This window comes from Methanosarcina baltica, from assembly GCF_055394095.1.
Window position 1 is genome coordinate 1,434,271 of sequence record NZ_AP042463.1, and the last position, 18,480, is coordinate 1,452,750.

21 protein-coding genes are annotated in these 18,480 nt (G+C 45.3%); 13 read left to right on the forward strand and 8 right to left on the reverse strand.

Going from position 1 to position 18,480, the window contains the following annotated elements:
- Positions 1–64: 64 nt before the first annotated feature.
- The 8 genes from ACZ5QV_RS06250 to dapB all read left to right on the forward strand — a co-directional run bounded on the left by ACZ5QV_RS06250 (position 65) and on the right by dapB (position 8,724).
- A complete protein-coding gene (locus ACZ5QV_RS06250; protein WP_464601713.1) occupies positions 65–1,030 on the forward strand; it encodes a hypothetical protein in 966 nt (321 codons plus the stop codon).
- Positions 1,031–1,103: 73 nt separating this feature from the next.
- Positions 1,104–3,980, forward strand: a complete 2,877-nt coding sequence (locus tag ACZ5QV_RS06255; protein ID WP_464601714.1) for a TIGR04279 domain-containing protein — start codon at positions 1,104–1,106, stop codon at positions 3,978–3,980.
- Between the two features lie 241 nt (positions 3,981–4,221).
- Entirely contained in the window at positions 4,222–4,992 is a 771-nt protein-coding gene (locus ACZ5QV_RS06260; RefSeq protein ID WP_464601715.1) for a heparan-alpha-glucosaminide N-acetyltransferase, read from the forward strand.
- A gap of 285 nt (positions 4,993–5,277) precedes the next feature.
- Positions 5,278–5,541: a hypothetical protein gene (locus ACZ5QV_RS06265; protein WP_464601716.1), complete on the forward strand. Its 264-nt coding sequence runs from the start codon at positions 5,278–5,280 to the stop codon at positions 5,539–5,541.
- A gap of 663 nt (positions 5,542–6,204) precedes the next feature.
- On the forward strand, positions 6,205–6,501 hold the full coding sequence (locus ACZ5QV_RS06270) for a hypothetical protein (protein WP_464601717.1): 297 nt from the start codon (positions 6,205–6,207) through the stop codon (positions 6,499–6,501).
- Positions 6,502–6,825: 324 nt separating this feature from the next.
- Positions 6,826–7,023, forward strand: coding sequence for a 30S ribosomal protein S17e (locus ACZ5QV_RS06275; RefSeq protein ID WP_464601718.1), 198 nt, complete (start codon positions 6,826–6,828; stop codon positions 7,021–7,023).
- Between the two features lie 37 nt (positions 7,024–7,060).
- Complete coding sequence (gene dapA, locus ACZ5QV_RS06280) at positions 7,061–7,936, forward strand: 4-hydroxy-tetrahydrodipicolinate synthase (protein ID WP_464601719.1); 876 nt, start codon at positions 7,061–7,063, stop codon at positions 7,934–7,936.
- On the forward strand, positions 7,933–8,724 hold the full coding sequence (gene dapB, locus ACZ5QV_RS06285) for a 4-hydroxy-tetrahydrodipicolinate reductase (RefSeq protein WP_464601720.1): 792 nt from the start codon (positions 7,933–7,935) through the stop codon (positions 8,722–8,724). The genes dapA and dapB overlap by 4 nt, the downstream gene beginning before the upstream one ends.
- A gap of 154 nt (positions 8,725–8,878) precedes the next feature.
- Here the strand turns inward: dapB and ACZ5QV_RS06290 are convergent, their stop codons facing one another.
- The 5 genes from ACZ5QV_RS06290 to ACZ5QV_RS06310 all read right to left on the reverse strand — a co-directional run bounded on the left by ACZ5QV_RS06290 (position 8,879) and on the right by ACZ5QV_RS06310 (position 11,538).
- Entirely contained in the window at positions 8,879–9,400 is a 522-nt protein-coding gene (locus ACZ5QV_RS06290) for a hypothetical protein (RefSeq protein ID WP_464601721.1), read from the reverse strand.
- 242 nt (positions 9,401–9,642) lie between these two features.
- Positions 9,643–10,038: a hypothetical protein gene (locus ACZ5QV_RS06295; protein WP_464601722.1), complete on the reverse strand. Its 396-nt coding sequence runs from the start codon at positions 10,036–10,038 to the stop codon at positions 9,643–9,645.
- Between the two features lie 359 nt (positions 10,039–10,397).
- A complete protein-coding gene (locus ACZ5QV_RS06300) occupies positions 10,398–10,901 on the reverse strand; it encodes a hypothetical protein (protein WP_464601723.1) in 504 nt (167 codons plus the stop codon).
- 62 nt (positions 10,902–10,963) lie between these two features.
- Positions 10,964–11,293, reverse strand: a complete 330-nt coding sequence (locus ACZ5QV_RS06305; RefSeq protein ID WP_464601724.1) for an ArsR/SmtB family transcription factor — start codon at positions 11,291–11,293, stop codon at positions 10,964–10,966.
- Positions 11,294–11,364: 71 nt separating this feature from the next.
- Positions 11,365–11,538 carry a hypothetical protein gene (locus ACZ5QV_RS06310; RefSeq protein ID WP_464601725.1) on the reverse strand — a complete coding sequence of 58 codons (174 nt, stop codon included), beginning with the start codon at positions 11,536–11,538 and terminating at the stop codon, positions 11,365–11,367.
- A 412-nt stretch (positions 11,539–11,950) separates the two neighbouring features.
- Between ACZ5QV_RS06310 and ACZ5QV_RS06315 the strand changes: the two genes are divergently transcribed.
- The 4 genes from ACZ5QV_RS06315 (at position 11,951) to ACZ5QV_RS06330 (ending at position 14,483) form a co-directional block, all read left to right on the forward strand.
- Complete coding sequence (locus ACZ5QV_RS06315) at positions 11,951–12,406, forward strand: hypothetical protein (protein ID WP_464601726.1); 456 nt, start codon at positions 11,951–11,953, stop codon at positions 12,404–12,406.
- Between the two features lie 33 nt (positions 12,407–12,439).
- A complete protein-coding gene (locus ACZ5QV_RS06320) occupies positions 12,440–13,048 on the forward strand; it encodes a DUF1673 family protein (protein ID WP_464601727.1) in 609 nt (202 codons plus the stop codon).
- Positions 13,049–13,127: 79 nt separating this feature from the next.
- Entirely contained in the window at positions 13,128–13,745 is a 618-nt protein-coding gene (locus ACZ5QV_RS06325; RefSeq protein ID WP_464601728.1) for a DUF1673 domain-containing protein, read from the forward strand.
- Entirely contained in the window at positions 13,746–14,483 is a 738-nt protein-coding gene (locus ACZ5QV_RS06330) for a DUF1673 family protein (protein WP_464601729.1), read from the forward strand. It abuts the gene before it with no gap.
- Between the two features lie 36 nt (positions 14,484–14,519).
- Here the strand turns inward: ACZ5QV_RS06330 and ACZ5QV_RS06335 are convergent, their stop codons facing one another.
- From ACZ5QV_RS06335 to pyrB, 3 genes are all read right to left on the reverse strand, one after another.
- Positions 14,520–14,966, reverse strand: a complete 447-nt coding sequence (locus ACZ5QV_RS06335; protein WP_464601730.1) for a DUF5788 family protein — start codon at positions 14,964–14,966, stop codon at positions 14,520–14,522.
- Between the two features lie 473 nt (positions 14,967–15,439).
- The gene (pyrI, locus tag ACZ5QV_RS06340) at positions 15,440–15,910 is read right to left on the reverse strand and encodes an aspartate carbamoyltransferase regulatory subunit (protein ID WP_464601731.1); all 471 of its coding nucleotides are present in this window, start codon (positions 15,908–15,910) and stop codon (positions 15,440–15,442) included.
- Complete coding sequence (gene pyrB, locus ACZ5QV_RS06345; RefSeq protein ID WP_464601732.1) at positions 15,907–16,833, reverse strand: aspartate carbamoyltransferase; 927 nt, start codon at positions 16,831–16,833, stop codon at positions 15,907–15,909. The genes pyrI and pyrB overlap by 4 nt, the downstream gene beginning before the upstream one ends.
- Positions 16,834–17,476: 643 nt before the next feature.
- Between pyrB and ACZ5QV_RS06350 the strand changes: the two genes are divergently transcribed.
- Entirely contained in the window at positions 17,477–18,436 is a 960-nt protein-coding gene (locus ACZ5QV_RS06350; protein WP_464601733.1) for a type IV pilin domain-containing protein, read from the forward strand.
- The last annotated feature ends 44 nt before the right edge of the window (positions 18,437–18,480 follow it).

The window sequence follows — 18,480 nt, forward strand, 5'->3', positions numbered from 1 at the left end:
CCATGAATTTGTACAAGAATGCCATAAATCGAAATGTGAATTGGCTTTAATAAAGGAGTTTTTTATGACACATGGAGTAAAGTTGAAGGATTGTAAAAAAACAATACACCCGGCAATCCTTTTCATATCATTCATACTTTTGGCAATTTATCTGATCACCCCCGCCTCCGCGGAAATCAACTGGGAAGTCTCTCCTGAAAACCCAAGAATTGGGGACACTCTCATCATAAGAGGCAACGCATCCCCCGAGGAAAGAGTTCCAGCGGAAGTTTTTTTTGAAAAAGAAGTCCCTGTTTCAAGAAACAAATACCAGTTAGTGATCGAAGAAGTGTACATCCCTGAAGGAGAAGACAACCTGTTCACTGTAAAAGCCGAAGGCGTAAATAACCTGAACGTAAGGGCAAAAAAGTTCATAACCGTCACCCTGAGTAAAGATGCCACAAACGGTATTGCCACAATCTCCCAGGGGCATGTACCCCACTGGATTTATAAAGTTACGATTGACGGAACGGCCCAGAGCGAAAAGACTGCGGTGGACATTAAGGTCACAGCCTTCCAGAAAATAGTCGCCGAATCAGATGGGTCCTTCAAATTCGAATACGAAACTTCTTCGATGCCAGCAGGAGATTTCTATATAAAAATCGGAGGAATACAAAAAACGATTACCCTGCAAAACGAGGATGAAACGAGTTCTGATTCAGGATCGATAACTGGATCAACACCTGAAATAATACATGAACAAATACCTGAACCAACGCTCACCCCAGATATTACATCTGCAAAACCCGTTTCTGAAATAGATGAAAACAGGACAGTTTCAGAGGAATCCCCTCAGGAATCCTCAGATGAAGAAGGAATAGTATTCGAAGTAAGAAAAACAGAAACAAATTCATCAAAAGATAATGAGGTTGAAGAAAAAAACAATAATACCAGCCCCGTACCCGAACCGGCCCGGACCCCTGCAATAGGGGCATTAGGAGTCGTTTTGATGCTGATAATAATATTCTATTCAGGAATAAAGAGAAACTGAGGAAAGTTCATCACACAGGATTAAAGTGAAAAACAAAATAAAAAATAGAAAAATATAAAGAAGGTGCACCGTTTTGAAAATAAATAAATCTCCATTAATATTACTTGTAATCATCATATCTTCCATACTTACAGCAGGTTATGCTGCAGGAGATGCCGACCCTGCATACGTCGTGCAGATCGAACTCAAGGAAGATAACCTGAGCATTGCGGACAAATACAACGACCCGGAATATGGAAACTGGATCGCCTTAAGTGGGGGAGACCCTTTTCCCCTTCCCGACCCCCTCGTATTCTCCTACCAGGGAAAAAATCAGCTAAAATATAATAATATAAGCGCAAAGCTGAACATTGAAGAATCGCCGAAAGGTGATTATAACAAAGTACTTACCTATCCGTATTCCACCCATCAAATGTACACCAACGTAATCGGCAAAAATGTCGTGGAAATGGATTTCAAGGGAGAAACGGCTTTTGCAAACAAAGCGGTTAACGTATACGTTGTAAAAATTGATACGGACAACATTTCCAGTTCAATCAGTGATTTGAAAAACGAAAATGCAAATGACCTTCCCGAAGTTTTCGAAAAGAATTTCGGAGAGGGCGACTACAAAAAACAGGACGGAACACTGGACGAAAACGGGGATATCCACCTGGAATTCAGCGGCCTGAACTCAGGGCATTACGGAATCTTTGTTTTCCTTGATACCACAGACAGAAAAGAATCCTTAATGCTTTCTGCCACTGCCTTTGAAGTACTCCAGTACGACTCAACTCTGGAAACCCCCCTGGCAGTCATGCCCGAAGGAATTTACGGCTTAATTGACTGTAATTTTGAGATAGCCGGGCCTGAGGCATCATACACCTATGTAGCCCTTCTGGTAAACAATAGTGAATACAATTCCAGAATCAACCTCGGATCAAACGGGACCAGAGCCGGGACAAACCTGTCAATGAACGGGGCCAGACTTTATGAAAATTCCGAACTTCTGGACACAGGCATTGAGAACCTGCTCGATATGGTGGAAAAAATCGCAGGTTCCCACGCAAGCGTTGTGAAGAAAGATCCGGCATCCGGGGAAAAAGGGAACAGCACACTCATCACATTTGGTTCCGACGGATATCCTGAAGGTCATTACACCATTTTCATAGCAGCCGCAAAATCAAAGGACGACCTGATTGAAAAAGGAATTCCTGCCTTTGCGACCAGCCAGATCTACTTTACATACGACCTTGCGTTTTCAGACCTCGCCCCAAGAGAAAATCCGAAGTCAATCCCTGGAGAAGAGCAGATCTTCTATATCCTGACAACCAAAGACTGCGACTCTCCCGAATCAATAAAGTGGTACCTGGACGGAGTATGGGTTAAGGACGGAAATACCGAATATGAAGACGAATATATGGTGATCGCAGAGCAGGGAACACACTATGTAAAAGTGGAAGCAAAGAGTGGAAGCGAAACCATCGAACACACCTGGACCTGGAAAGTAGATTACCCGGTAGAGGCTGATTTCCTGCCAAACGAAACTTCCGGCTACGCCCCATTAACAGTAAAGTTCGAAGATAAGTCCATAAACAGCAGTTCTTGGGCCTGGGACTTCGGAGACGGAGAAAAATCGACAGAACAGAGTCCCGTACACACATACAGTGAAGCCGAAAATTACACGGTAACACTCAACGCCGGCAACGGGTGCTGGGCAGACGAAAAGATTGCATACATACAGGTAAACGAAGCCCCTGTACCTGTTGCGGAATTTGAGGCAAACCTGACGGAAGGATACGCACCCCTCACAGTCAACTTCACGGACCTCAGTTCAAACAACCCGACCTCCTGGGCCTGGGACTTTGACGGGGACGGGGCAATTGATTCGACGGTACAGAACCCGACCCATAATTACACCAGCCCAGGAGTCTACACTGTAAGCCTGAAGGTCGTCAACGACTACGGAGAAAATACCTTTACGGAACCGGCTTATATCCACGTAACAGACGTTGCGGCCCCTATAGCCAGCTTCACTGTAACCCCATATTCAGGATATGTTTCCCTGGAAGTTAATTTCACTGATACCTCCACAGGAGCAACTTCCTGGTTCTGGGACTTCGGAGACGGAGAAAACTCCACGGAAATAAACCCTGTACACACCTATGATACTAAGGGGATCTACACCGTTTGCCTGAATGTGAGCAACGGATACGGCTGGGATGTATACTCAGACACCATCACTGTTACCGTAAAGTCCAACGGTGGGAGCAGCGGTGGTAATTCAGGAGGTACCGGAGGAGGAGTGGTTTCGGGAGAGCCCAATACAAACGTTAAACAGAAAGAAATGGCACAGGTCTACGTCTCTGCAGGTACGACCACAAAAATGATCCTCACGGACGAAACAAACGATGTTACGTACGTGGCCTTCATTTCTGAAACCAATGCAGGAAAGGCTGTCATAAAGGTAGAAGTCCTTAATGGCAAACATTCCCAAGCTTCAAAAGATCCTGAAGAGGAAGTCTACAGGAACCTGAATATTGAAATAAGCAAAGGCATAGGCAAAAAGATAGAAAGCGGAACAGTAGGCTTCAAGGTCTCAAAGCAATGGCTGGCTGAAAATAATATTAACCTGGACACCATCGTCCTCCAGCACTACGTAGACGGAGAATGGGTTAACTGCCTGACAACGAAGACAGGAGAAGAAGAAGAGAACTTCTGCTTCGAAGCTGAAGTTAGCAGTTTCTCCCCCTTCGCCATAACCGGCGAGAAACAGAGTATAGAAATAAGTCCGATTCCGGAAGAGACTCCGGGAAAGACCGCTGATAAGCCAGAGACCAGAAGTGACGAAATAAAACCATCTGATACGGGAGAAGAGAAAAAGCCAGGAAGCATTCCGGGCTTCACATCCCTTGTCGGCTTCGTTGCCGTGCTCCTGACAGGCATGGTCTTGCTGAGAAGAAATAAATGAAATCAAAAAAGTAATAAAATAAATAAATAGATAAATAAATAAATAAATAAATAAATAAATAAATAAATAAATAAATAAATAAATAAATAAATAAATAAATAAAAAATGAAAAGCAGAGAGAATCTCGCACCTCTGCTTTTTTTCTATTTTTACAGAGCGGGAAGAGAGTGTTGCTCTAAAACATGTTTTTTATAAACCTTCGCTCATATTGAGAGTATGTTTAGATACCGGAGCATTTTAGATGGATTCAAAAGCAGAACGTTTCTGGGAAATCGATTTTTTTCGTGGGCTTGCAGTCCTGCTGATGCTAGCCTATCATTTCCTCTACGACCTCGATTTTTTCAGACTCTTTGAGCTGTCCATGAACTCGGGTCCTCTCCTGTATATGGGAAGAAGTTCGGCCGTCCTCTTTATCCTTCTTTCCGGAATCGCTCTTTCTATCAGTTATTCAAGACCGGAAAAAAAGGAAGTGTCCAGGAAAAAAGGATTCCAGAAATACCTGAAACGGGGCCTGAAACTCTTTACTCTGGGCCTCCTCCTGACGGCCGTAACCCGGATTTTTATGGAGGAGCGTTACATTGTCTTCGGAATCCTGCATTTTTTCGGGGTTGCGTCTATTCTTGTCTACCCCTGGCTCCCCCTGAAAAAAGGAAGCTTTTTTCCGGGACTTCTTTCCGGCCTATTTTTCATCCTGGGAGGACTTTTCCTCAAGGAGAGGACTTTCGGGTTTTCAGCTCTGCTCTGGCTTGGCTTCCAGCCCGAAGCTTTCAGGAGCCTGGACTATTTTCCGATATTCCCCTGGTTCGGGGTGCTCCTGCTAGGCCTCTACCTGGGAAAAATCCTCTACCCTGAGAGCCACAGGCTGTTTAATTTTCCGGACCTCTCCGGAATCCGGGCAGTGAAGTATTTTTGTGCGCTTGGAAAACATTCCCTTTTCATTTATTTTATCCATCAGCCGTTTTTTCTTGCAGCCCTCTACCTCGGTGGGCTCCTGGACCCGTATCTGATTTGATAAACCTGAGATGAAAATTTAGAAAATACGCATAAATAGATTCCAGTCCAACATAAGCTGAGAAAGACAATTATAAGCTAAGAAAGCCTGAGAACTGCCTGAACGAAAGATCGGGGGATCATTACGGAGTTTCTCGGGCACGGGGGAATAATTCTGTATCCTGGCTCAAGACCACTTACCTTATCAGACTTTTCACTTCTGTTACAGTTTCTATCATTTCTGATTCTGCTCTACGCTCTTGCAAAGAAAAAAGATAGCCTGAGCCTGCACGGCCGGGTTGCAAGAATGGCGTTTATTCTGGCCCTGCCTGCGGTATTTTACATGTTTTATTCAGCGGGTCGGGGCCTGGCCCTTCCCTACTGGGGCTGGCTCCTTACCCTCCACAGGCTCATCGGAAGCCTGACCCTTGTCTTCGGACTGCTTTTTGTCACCAATCGTTGGAAGTGGAAAGGGAAAAAGTACATGGACGCGGGATTTATCTGCTGGTTTGGCGCCCTGGTCCTCGGGGTCCTCGTGTATATGATACTGTTCGGCCTTCTTTCCCCCTGATTCATTTTTTGACTTCCCTAACTCTTTTTGATTACTCTAACTCTTTTTTGCATCAGGTTTTTTTCAATATTGCAATCCGGAGATTCTGGTCCAAAACCGTCTGATATTATATATTTATATATAGCAGGGGGATCATCTAAAAAAAGTGATTAGATCAGGCCCGGATTGCTAAGGAATAGGTCAAATATAATATCAAGTATTTTTGTTTACTATTTATTAACCACGGAAGACACGAAAACCGGCATGCGGCCGGTGAGTAAGTTGGATCTTTATGAAATAGGACTCAAAAACAACCCAAGATTCTTAAAAGAGAACTAAAAAATACCGGAAAAACCGTAATTGTCGTCTTCCTGCATTTTTTTTCCGTGTATTCCATGCCCGAGTTCCGCTTAGGGATCACAGGAAATCGAAGATTTCCTGGGAGTTGCACTGCAAGTGCAACAGCACGGGTCTGTTTCACTCGTTTCACTCGCTCAAGCAGACTGAAATATTTTCCGTGTATTCCGTGTGTTCCGTGTGTTCCGTGGTTTGAATGACACACCAAAAACCCCTCTCACACAAAAACACAACATGTATGAGTATGAAGCAACTCCATAAATAAAACACGAAGTTATATTTTCACCATTCCCAAGCAACCCGGGGCCTGACTAAGAGGAGAAGAAAATGTATCAGGAAATTGCAATGTTTGCCTATTTTGTGGTCCTCTTTTTGACCCTCCGAGACGTCCGGATATTTAAACGGACCAGGTACAGGTCCTACCGGAAAGGGGCCCTCAAAGGCCTTGCAGCTTCGTCTTTGATCCTGCTCGGAGCACTTATTACAGAGGTAAAACCGGACCTTGGCCTCCTTATCGTGCTGCTCGGGCTCTTCATAAACCGTAAAGGGATCCGGGAAAAGGTCTTTAAAAATGCAGGGACTCTGGACAGGTTTCTGGGGAAAACCGATTATCTTAAGAAATGATAGGGAACCGAAAATCTTTTTTACCCCAAAAGCTATAAGTCCCAAGTTACCTATTGATCGACAAAATTATTAAGTAATAATATTTTTAAACCCTGTTTCGATTAGAATCCGTAAATCAGCATTATGAGCCACTTTAACTGAAAAATCGGCTCTGACTGCCTCCCGGGTTTTTGAATTTCCAAATTCATAAGAAATAGGATATCAAAATCAAACTAATAACTAACTAAAGGCCTTATCTGACCGGGGCCTTTAACAAATTATAACAAAACAATTAATTATAACTAAACAATTAATTATAAGTAAAAAATTAAAGAGGAAATTACTATGGGAAATATTAGACATACCAACATCAAGAGAACCGCATTCCGCCTGATAGAAAACTACGGAAACGTCTTTACCGGAGACTTTGAAACCAACAAGGCCCTCGTCACCAAGTACACGACCATCGAGAGCAAGGTCATAAGGAACAGAGTAGCAGGATACGTCTCAAGAAAGGTCGCCCGCGCAAAACCCCTCAGGTAAGCAGTTCTGCAACAAGAAGAACTCAGGTGGGGATCTAATGTTTCAAGGAGCAATGCCGGCCCTGATCACTCCTTTCACGAAAGATGACAGGATTGACAGAGAAGGTTTCGAGAGAAATATCGAATTTGTCGAGAAAGGTGGAGTTTCCGGAATTGTCCCCAGTGGGACAACCGGGGAAGCTGCAACCCTTTCCGTGGCCGAACATGAGGAAGTAATCAATATCGTCGTAAACTGCGCAAAGGTGCCGGTGATTGCGGGAACAGGCTCGAACAACACAGGTGAAGCCCTCATGTTCACCAAACATGCCGCGGACGCCGGGGTAGATGGGGTACTCCTTATTTCCCCCTACTACAATAAACCGAACCCTGCGGGCCTGATAGCGCATTATTCCAAAATCGCTACGGCCGTGGACATCCCTATTATCCTCTATAACGTCCCGTCCCGGACAGGGCAGGACGTGCCTGTGGAGGTAATTGCCGAGCTTGCGAAAATCGAGAACATCATCGGGATCAAGGAAGCAAGCGGCAGTGTGGACAAGGTTACCCGGATCCTGGAAAACACCGTTGACGAAGACTTCGTGGTGTTTTCGGGAGAAGACGGCCTGACCCTTCCCATCCTTTCAGTGGGAGGAAGCGGAGTCATCTCGGTTGCCGCAAACATCGTACCCGAGAGGATGTCGAGACTTGTGGAAGCCGGGCTTAAAGGAGATATGGAAACCGCAAGAAAACTTCATTATGAGGTCGCCCCCCTGATCCGTGCTCTCTTCTCCGAAACAAACCCGATCCCCGTAAAGAAGGCCACCGAACTGATAGGGCTTGCGAGCGGGCACCTGAGGCTCCCTCTTGCTCCCCTGGCTGACGCTAACACCGAAATGATTGCAGAAGAACTCAGAAAACTGGGGGTCCTGGAATGATCAACGCAGCCGTAATAGGGGCCTGTGGGCGCATGGGGGCCCTGATTGTGGAAACCATCACAAACTCCCCCGAGATGCAGCTTTCCGCAGCCTTTGACCTCAACAACGTGGGCAAAGACGCCGGGGAAATGGCCCGCATAAGCCCTCTCGGAATTGAAATCTCGGACATAAAGGACATTGAACACGTCCTCAAAAAAACCGAAACAGATGTCCTGATAGACTTTACCATCGCAGGCGCAACCGTGGTTAACGCGCCCGTAGTTGCAGGCTGCGGGGTCAACCTGATCATAGGGACAACCGGCCTCACTCCGGAACAGCGGGCCTTAATCGACGGAGCTATCCTGAAAAACGGGGTCAAAGCCGTAATCTCCCCTAACTATTCCGTGGGTGTAAACGTCTTTTTCAAGATCATTCAGGAAGCCGCAAAGTACCTCTCGGACTACGACATAGAGATCATTGAGGCCCACCACAACCAGAAGAAGGACGCCCCAAGCGGGACAGCCCTTCGGGCAGCCGACGTGATCAGTGAAGCCGTGGGTGGCAAGGAATACGTCTACGGAAGAGAAGGCATAGCCCCCCGTGCTAAAGAAATAGGAATCCACGCCGTGCGCGGCGGGGACATCACCGGAGACCACACCGTGCTCTTTGCTGGGAACTCCGAAAGGATCGAGATCAAACACATGGCCCACTCTCGCCAGATCTTTGTAAATGGAGCCGTCCGGGCAGCGGCCTGGGTCTGCGCACAGGAGCCTGGGATTTATTCCATGGAAGATGTGCTGGGCCTCTGAGTCCGGAAGTTCAAATTTTACTTTTTTTGAAAAACAGGAAGGTAACCTCCTCTCAATTTCAGGAGGGAGCCCTTTTTTCCATATTTTACTGTGTTTCCATATTTTACTGTGTTTGCATAGTTTTGCATTTACTTATTTTCCATGAGAATTCAACTCATTCTCCTTTACTGAAAGTGAACCCGGAACTCAGGTTTTCAACCCTGTCCGCAAGAAGCACATCCCCTTTTATACCGAATTTTTTACCCCCACGCCATTTCCCCATGATTTTGAGCCGGTCGCCTTTCGAAACCAGGCAGGCCCCGTGATACAGGACAACTGTCTTCCCTCCCTCATACGTTATGGAGAATATACTCTCATGTATGCCGGATACCCTGCCAATCACAACAAAAAGAGGCACCCCGAAGAAGAGACCAGGCTTTTCGTAAACCCTTGAATCAGCCAGGGCCCCGCATTCGGGCTCTGAAAATACAGCTTCCCCATCACTTTTATCAGGCCGGGAAGTAGAGTCCGCAGGCAGCAAAAAAAGAAACAGCACAATCGCAATAGACAGAATCATAGCCGCCGCGATAATCCCCCAGAGGAGCTGGGCCACAAAATAAGAGTACACCAGTGTAATTATAATCAGAATAACCGCTGTACCGGCTGTGAGAAGAAAAATTCCTGGTTTTTTGTTCAAGATCAATCCTCCTTAAGATCGCAGAAAAAGAAACAGCACAAGTGCAATAGATAGAATCATAGCCGCCGCGATAATCCCCCAGAGGAGCTGGGCCATAAAATAAGAGTACACCAATATAATTATAATCAGAATGACCACGGTACTGGCTGTAAGAAGAAAAATTCCAGATTTTTTGTTCAAGATCCGTCCTCCTTAAGATTTAACACTTTTTTACCTCCATTTTCTTAAGCTTTAAGTTAGCCTTAAGTTAGAAGAGTATTTCCGCAAGCTTTGCGGGGAATTTCCGGCAGGCCTACCGGAAAAAACGGCCCTCCCCTTAAAGGGAAGTTCACGGAGATTCGAGAAGATGATAGCTCCCTCACCCCGTTTCCCCTGTGCCAAAAGGATTTTGCCATCAGCTTTTCCAGAGCCGGTTTTTGCTCCGAAAGTTCACCTTCCCGGGCTCCGTAGAAAACGATGAAATAATTGTCTCTACCCTCAAAAAAAGGCCTTTCGTAAACCAGGAAATACCCGGAAATATTTTCCCCTTTGTAGCCTGTGGCGTTGAAAAACACAGGGGTATTTATCGCCCATCCGTATTCCTCGACCTCTTCACTCAGGTCAAACTCCTCTACGAAAATCCGGCCTTTTTCCTGCAAGAAATTATACAGAATTTTTTCCCCTTTGATTCACTGGCCTGAGAGTAGAGTCGGATGCCTCTGACCCACTTATTTTAAAATTATTAATTCAGGATTAATTTTTTACTCCATTACAATATAATTTATTTTAATATAACTTTTCTGGCCAGATCATCAAACTATCAGCAAAATGAAAGAGAAATGCGATACCTTCAGACCCCTGCAAGGCAGGGTTCCTGGAAATACTACCAGGGCCCTTGGAAGGAAAAAAATTGAAAATTAATATTTTTATAGCGAACCCCCAAAAACTCATAAAAAATTTACAGTGGGGCAGGAACTTATAAACGGCCTGGATATTATGCCCTTGCTTCAGGGACCTTTCACGACACGGCAAACACAAGCCCTGAACTCAGGTTTTCAATCTTCCCCGCAATAACGACATACCCCCAAACCCCCAGCTTTTTTCCGCAGTACCATTCCCCCTGGATGCGAAGCCGGTCCTCTTTTGAGATGAGACAAAGACCGTGGTAGAGCACAGGAATGGTTTTCCCCTCATGTTCTACGGAAAATACACTTTCATATTTGCTGCTAATACCTCCAAAAACAATGAAAATAGGAAGTCCGAGAAAGTACGAAGGGCGTTCATAGGTCCTGGAGTCTACCGTAGCCCTAACATCACTCTCGAATGTTTCGTCCTCCTCTGCCTTTTTTTTCTTCGCCTTTTCAGCTTTTGAGTCCAGTGGATCGATAAGTAGCAGAGAGATAAGAAATACCGCTATAATGCCTGCAGACCCAAGGGTCCAGTCGTTTACCAGATACAGAATCGGGAAAGCAGCCACAACCGAGATCCCAATAACCAGAAGCATTTTTTCTATTTTATTCAAGTATTTAACCCCTTTTGTTTCAAAAAATCCCGGTCAAAAAATCAGGAACTATTCCAGCCCGATCAGAAGGGCAAACTCGGAAAAGCGAGCGCAAATGCAGGACCGTAAAGGACTGCTGAAAAATAGACTTTTATCTTCCTCCCTTTCTGGCTCCACCTGAACTCCGCAACCCGGATAAGGTCGGTATCAAGCAGGGTGTCAAGATGGTACTGGAGAGTATTGAGCCTGAGCTTCAGCCTTCCCGCAAGTTCGCTTGCGGATATGTTTCCGGAATCGAGGAGCTGCAAAATCCTGATCGAAGTTTCGTTAGAGAGGGCCTGTATGAGTTTTCTGGATTCCCCGGAGAGGGGCAGGACTTTCAGTGTATCTTCTAAATTGATCTTCTCATGCATCCGAAACCTCCTCTTTACCATGATTTTCCATTCTAATTCAATTTTGAAAAGATCCGGAAATTATTAAAGCCTCAATCCGTTCTTTCTTCAAAAAAGGCATAATATGGATCATTTCTTTTTAATGCAAGGTAATAGAAAACTGCCCCCATGGGATTTCCAAGAATTAAAAGAAACCAGAAGAGCTTTTCAAGCCTGTTTCCCGAAGGGAAACGTATTAAAGGCCTCTTGAAGCAGTCAAGCAACATTTTAAGCCAGAAAGCCAGGATAAAGCTAATAATCAGGATAAAAAGGCCCAATAATATGAAGGCCAGAATGCTAATAAGTATAAAGGCCAGATACTGTGATGTTTCTGCTTCCATCTTAACCAGGACCTGTTCCTGTAAAGTGTTCTGCAAAATTTTCTGTAAAGATTACTATAAAGTTTTCTGTAGACAACGTGCCGAAAAATTATCCATCAGTTCGTAATCTATATTCCCCTGTGTCCAACAGTTAGAATTACTTTGTATATACCTTTTCTGGCCAGATCATCAAACTATCATAAGAAAAAGCCGGGAAAAAAGCCGGAAATAGAAAACATATTTGAATTTTTCCGTGAACTGTGGGGAGAAATACCCGAAAACGGGAAAATATAAGTAGTCAACATACAGATGTTTACACATGTTCCTTCCGGCAGGAGAAAAACAGTTTAAATTCTGGGTCCTACGCCGAAGCGGACTCCCGAACATCAATATCGCAAAGCAGTTCGGGATTTCCAGGCAGGCCGTATCCAGAGCACTTCTCAGCATGGATAAGCGTATTGAAGAAACCCTGCTTGAAATGGCCCGGGCAAACCGGATAGAGGTGGAAAGGGTAAATCCGAAAAAGGGAGTTCTTTTCGGGCGCTCGATTCCCTTCAAAGCCAGCGCAATCATCTTTATCTCGGCCAAACACGGGGTGCAAGTCTGGTACGAACATGAGGGGGACTGCGGGTCATGCGAGCGGTACAGGGAATGCATTGAACTGCTCTGGGACTTTGCGGAGGAGATGCAGATAAAACTCAGGAGCTCCGAGGACCCCACTAAAATTGCGGATGAGTTGTTCGGGAAATTGAAGGAGATGACGGAAAAAGCCTGAGTTCAGGCAGGAAAGGTCCGGGAAGGGTAAACGATGAATGTATTTACAAAGAGTGTAAGGAAACTTATGGGCTGGTGCCCGAATATAGGTGCTATGGAATCCAGAAAAGCAGTGCAATTCGATGACCTGATGGTAAGTGTGTCCGGTAGTGCTGGAGAATCAACTTGCACCACACCGGGATGGTGGAACAAATATCGCAACAGGATTCTATTGAACTCACTAATTCTCACGCTGCTGGCTATTGGATTTTTTATTGCAGAGGGAAAAAACAGATTGGACGTATTTATTATAGGTATAATCTCAGGTTTGGTATTCAGCCTGTTTACATGGATAACCGAATGGCGCAGACTCAACAAAGCTGCTGCAGGAGGGGTCGGAAGGTTGCAGGTAGTCAGGAAACAGATGTCAGTTAACTCCCTGATTGCAATTGGATTCATAGTTGGTGTCTTCATCTTCAATTATTTCGCTGTAAAGACTGGCAACCCCATTAGAGAGATGTATGCATTTTTATCAGGTTTCATTTTATTTGTCTGGACCCAGTACTTTGAAGTGGTTTACTGGGAGCGGAAAAATAAGAAGACATTGATTGTAGAGAAGGCATCTTTTTACGCGGTGGATGCTGAAGCCGGGGGAAGCAGATGAGAATTCATACGAAAAGCGAAGGCGGATCCAGAACAATAAATCCCAGAGACGTATACCCTGAAGGGAAGAGGGAACTGGAATGACCGGGACAGGAGAATTCATCAAAAAACTAATGGGATGGTGCCCGAATGCAAAAGTCCCTGAAACCCAACATCCCATCTTTCCTGAATATTTTGGTGCAAATACCCGGGCCAGAGGAAAAGACTCCGGAAATCCGGCAAATCCTGGCTGGTTTCGGAAACTGAGCAGCAAGTTCCTCCTGGTTGATTCTTTTCTTACACTTGTATATCTCCTTGTAATAGCCCAATTGGGTGTGAATTTAGCGTTTTTTCTTGCCGGGTCATTCGTTTCCGTAACGTTTTTCATTTTTGCCTGGAAGAAGCAAATGCAAAGCTACGACGCTCTTGCACAAAAACTCTTTCTTGATTATTCAGGCAAAAAAAACCTGTATAGACGACTGTTTCGAATAATAACTTTAATATTTTATACCGTACTTTTGTTCTGGATTTTTGCGGGAGGTCCGGAGAAGAGTTTTCTTATGAAAGAGACCCTGTCTTTCTTTGCAGGCGGGCTTGTCTCCCTGTGGACTGGTTATCTTCAGATACTGTACTGGGAGACGAAAAATCATAAAACGATCTATTTAAACAAAAGTTACGGAACGTGGAAGAAATCATATATCATTCGGGAGAGAAAATAAATGCCCGATAAGATTTTTGTTTTTGATCAGATCAGAAGGTTAATGGGCTGGTGTCCGGCCTGCAAGAAAAAAGAAGCAGGAAACGAGCAACCCTTCTGTTTTGCAAACCAGACCACAGTTTCCGGAAAAAAGAAGGAAGTAGGCGTCTGGCCGGATTTCCAGACCTCAAACGTGACATTTCCCGCAAACACCACTCTCTTCACCTTAGGCCTCGTAACAGGAATAAACCTGCTCCTGACCCAAAATTATTTGGAAAACTTTTACCACTTTCTGGCCGGACTCTTGCTGTTTAATGCCCTTTGTTTCTGCTTTGTCATAAAGACCTTCAGCGCCGCAGTCCTGGTGGACGACAGAGGGGTGCATTTGCAGGGTTTCAGGCTGAAGGAACTTGAAATCCCTTATAAGGAGATTGAAGCTGTACCGGAACACAAATCAAAAAAGCGTTCAAAGAAAGCCTCCATAGCCCTGCGGGGCCTGGGAACTCTTGGTTTTTGCGGAGGCTTTGCGTACATGGCCCTGACCAGCGAATGGAGAGAAGCAATGTTTATAGCCTCTCTTGGCCCCTTCCTTCTTTTCCTTCTGGCAAAGCAAAAAGCCCTGTACCAGGATCAGGATACGCAGCTGTATATCAAAACCCGGCATAAAAAATGGTATGAGTTGTCCTTTTATTATTCGGTCCTTACGGATGAAGCTTCGGCCAAAAAAATAAAGGCCGAAATCGAAAAGCACCTGAAATGAGCTGAAGAATTTTCCGGCAGGGATATTTAACTGATTTTAATTTTTTGTGCTTTTGATAAACTGCTGCCAGCGTTTCTCGTCGACCATATTCTGCGTTTTCAGGAGTTTTTTGATGTCTTCTTCCTTTTTCCCGGGCCCCTTTTCAATTATATCTTTAAACTCCATTGCCGCCCGCAAAAGCCCGACAGCCTCCTCAAAAAGTTCCTGGGCCTCGGCCCCTGTGAGTTCTTCGGACTCCAGCATATCCTCGTTTGCCTTTGCCCCGGCCCTGAGTTTGGGAATAAGGTAACGGATTTCAGTTGCCTCTTCAGGTTCAAGGGATTCTTTTTCCCCGAGGGCCTTAAGCATCTCCTGCAACCTGTACTCCGTTCCGTCGAGCTCCACCGTTTCCGGGACTTTTTTTCCGGCCCACGCAAAATCACTTCTAAGGCTCCAGAGCAGCTTTTTGCGCTCCTGCTCGTTGATTAATTCGTTATCTTCCATTTCCATATCCTTCCGGTCCTGTGAAATAGGTTTAATCCCTGAGAATTTCGATCAATTTTTAATAGTTCTCCTTAGGAATGAGTCAAATATAATATCAAGTATTTTTGTTTACCATTTCTTAACCACGGAACACACGGAAGGACACGGAAACCGGCCTGATGGCCGGTGAGTACGCCGGTCCTTTAAATATCGATTAAGAACCTACTGTGAACAAAACGCCAGAGCAACCTTAAATATCGTCTTCCGGGATTCTTTTTCCGTGTGTTCCGTGTGTTCCGTGGTTTGAATGCACATACAAGACATTTCCATTAACAAAAATATAACCTGTGTGGGTATAAAATGATTCCCTACCTGAAAATATGAAGTTATATTTTCACCATTCCTTAGCTTAATTATTCTTTTCTATAAGACTTCAACAAAGTACCTAAAACAATCAGACCGAAGGAGAAAACACTACCTTCCGAAAACAAAAATTAAAGCAAATGCCTGGCAATGTTTTCAGAAATTACGTGTCCACAGTAGAGGCAGCGGAGAACGACCCCGCCTTTTTTGGACTGGATCACGGAAAATTTGGACTTTATGGGTTCAGTACTGTTGGAGATGCAATTAGGATTGAGGCAGCTTACCACACCTTCTACGTAAGAAGGAAGGACAACCTTCTTTTTCTGGACCACCTCAAAATCGCGGATGATGTTGATTGTGGCATTCGGGGCGATTAGGGAAATCCGGTTCAGTTCCTCGACATTGAGTTCCCGGCCTTCGATTTTCATCACATCCTTCCGGCCTTTTGAGCCGGGGGCGTTCATGACAAAACTGACAGGGCCCTGACAGGCCGAAGTGATCCCCAGAATGTGTAGTACGTTTAAAGCCTGGCCGGACAGGATGTGGTCGATTACCGTTCCGTTTTCGATTGCCTGGATCTTAAGGTTTCTTTTTTCCATCATTCAATCGCCCCCGTGACCAGGGCAAGCAGAGCCATCCGGGTCGGGACTCCATAGAAAGCCTGTTCAAAGTAGCGGGCATGTGGAGTGGAATCAACATCAGGCTCGATCTCGTTCACCCGTGGGAGAGGGTGCAGCACCTTCAGGTCAGGCCGTGCGGCTTTCAAAAGCTCAGCGTCTATCCTGAGGCGGTCGGCAACCCTCAAATATTCCTCGGGATTCGGGAAGCGTTCCCTCTGGACCCGGGTCATGTAGAGGACCTCGATGTCCCCGATTACCTCCTCAAAGGAGTCAGTTTCCCTGACCTTGATGTTTAGCTTTTTCATGTCCCTGACAATCTCGGAAGGCATCCGGAGTTCTGGAGGTGAAACAAAGGTCATTTCCGCTCCATAGAGAGAAAGGGCATAGCAGAGGGAATGAACCGTACGCCCGTACTTCAGGTCCCCGGCCATGGCAATCTTCAAACCCTCAAGGTGGCTTTCCCTGCGGATGGTGTAGAGGTCAAGGAAAGTCTGGGTCGGGTGGTGTACGGAGCCGTCTCCCCCGTTAATTATGGGTACGCTTGAAAACTCCGAAGCCATACGTCCGGCCCCGTCTGTCGGATGGCGAATAACGATTACATCTGCATACCCGCTAATCACGCGAATGGTGTCGGCAAGGTTTTCCCCTTTCATGACCGAACTTGCCTCCACGGACCCCAGGTTGATAATTTTCCCTCCAAGCCTGTGGATCGCGGTCTCAAAAGAGAGCCGGGTCCGGGTACTTGGTTCAAAAAAAAGAAGCGCTACGACCTTTCCGTCCAGCAAACTGGACTTTTCCAGGCCTCTTGCCACGGGCTCAAGCTTTTTCGCGGTATCGAGCACAAAGTCGATTTCCTCCCGCGAGAAATCTTTCATAGATATGATATTCCGATTTTTGAATGACATCCGATCTTTTAAAGGGGGGGTCTGAGATTTAACTTTTGCTCCACTGGCTTGTGCCTCTGCAAAAAACGAAATTGGACAGAGGAGATAATAAATAAAAGAAGAAGAAAATTACAACTTCCAGAGGCCGGAATTTAATTCCTGAAGCCCCCATGCGTCAACTACCCCTCCCTAAAACCTTCGCCTAACGGCTCAGGTTTTTGAGGAAGGGGCTTGCTTCGGTAAGCCCTAGTTGAATAGCCTTTCGTTATACTGGTCATGATATTCGAGGATACTCCACACGTTCTCGGAGATTTCGATTTGGATTAAACATCCCTGAGAGGTAGGGGAAGTGTTCAGGTCATTAACAAGCCAGTATAACAGTGGCGATGTGGACCCACTCCTGCAAAGGAGGACAAAACATAAGGTCACTGTCAAACAACATTAAGGTCCCCTGTTAAACAAAAAATGGGGGCCTTAGTCTCGACGCATTCATGTCCCACCTGCCAGTTCCTCCAAAGCCGGAACTGTCGAGGAAGGAGTCTTCTGCTGTTTGAGATAAAAATATAAATAGTAAACTCCTTGAAGATATACTATACAAACCAGTTAAACTCTTCAAAGTTTCAATTTTCAAATATCCCCAAAACCCCAACCTCCCGGTGGAAGTATGCCCTGCCCCCTTATTTTGAGAAATGAGAAAGCCCTGAGTCCTTTAATCGGGACCGTAATTGCCCTCGCAATTGTTGTAATTCTTGCAGCCACCATAGGGGCCGCTGTCTTTGGAGACGGCCTCGGAGGCTCTACAAAAAGTGGCCCAATGACCAATCTGGAAATCAGCGAAATCGATACCCACGCCCTCAAACTCGAACACCTCGGGGGAGACCCAATCAATTTCAGCAAAAACCTCAAGATCCACTTTTATCACGAGGGTACGGATTACGAACTCAGCTACCCTGACCAAATGGAACTTTTACAGGCCGGAGACACAAAAACCCTCAGCATCTCGGACATAGCAGAACTCGAACCCGGGGACCGGGCCACGGTCACGATCGTGGACGAAGACAGCCAGAGCTTGATCTATAAAAACATAATAACCTTCGCAAACGAACACCAGATAGGCCAGGGAGAATACGCCAGCATCGAGGATCTTGAAATCGAGCTCAGAAAATGGGTTGATGATGATGAATCCGGGTTATACATCATGTTCTATAACCCCACAGAGAAGAATTTTTCATTTGGAGAAGAAGCCTCTGATTCAACCTGCGAAATAACGTCATCAGGATATACTTTTGAACTGAGGACTACTTGGTTATTTGACACTCTCTTTAAAAAAGACTATAGTGATGATGAGTCATACACTCATAAAGACATTTACCATTTTGGAAGATATAAAGATGAACCCAATGGTGGCAAGGGAGTGGAACCCAATGATGATATTAATGATAATGAAATTCAGAAAATTATTGAAGGTAAATCATCCCCAATAATGGTTCATATACACATAAAGGGCCACGATGGTATACCTGAGCAGGACATCTTGAAACAGTACTCTGCTGCCGTCAGTTATACCCATAAACCCACAGATAACAATGGAAACAACGGGGCCTATGACCATACCTGTGTGTGAACCATTCCCATTTACCATTTTCGAAGAAACCTGAAATTTCAAAA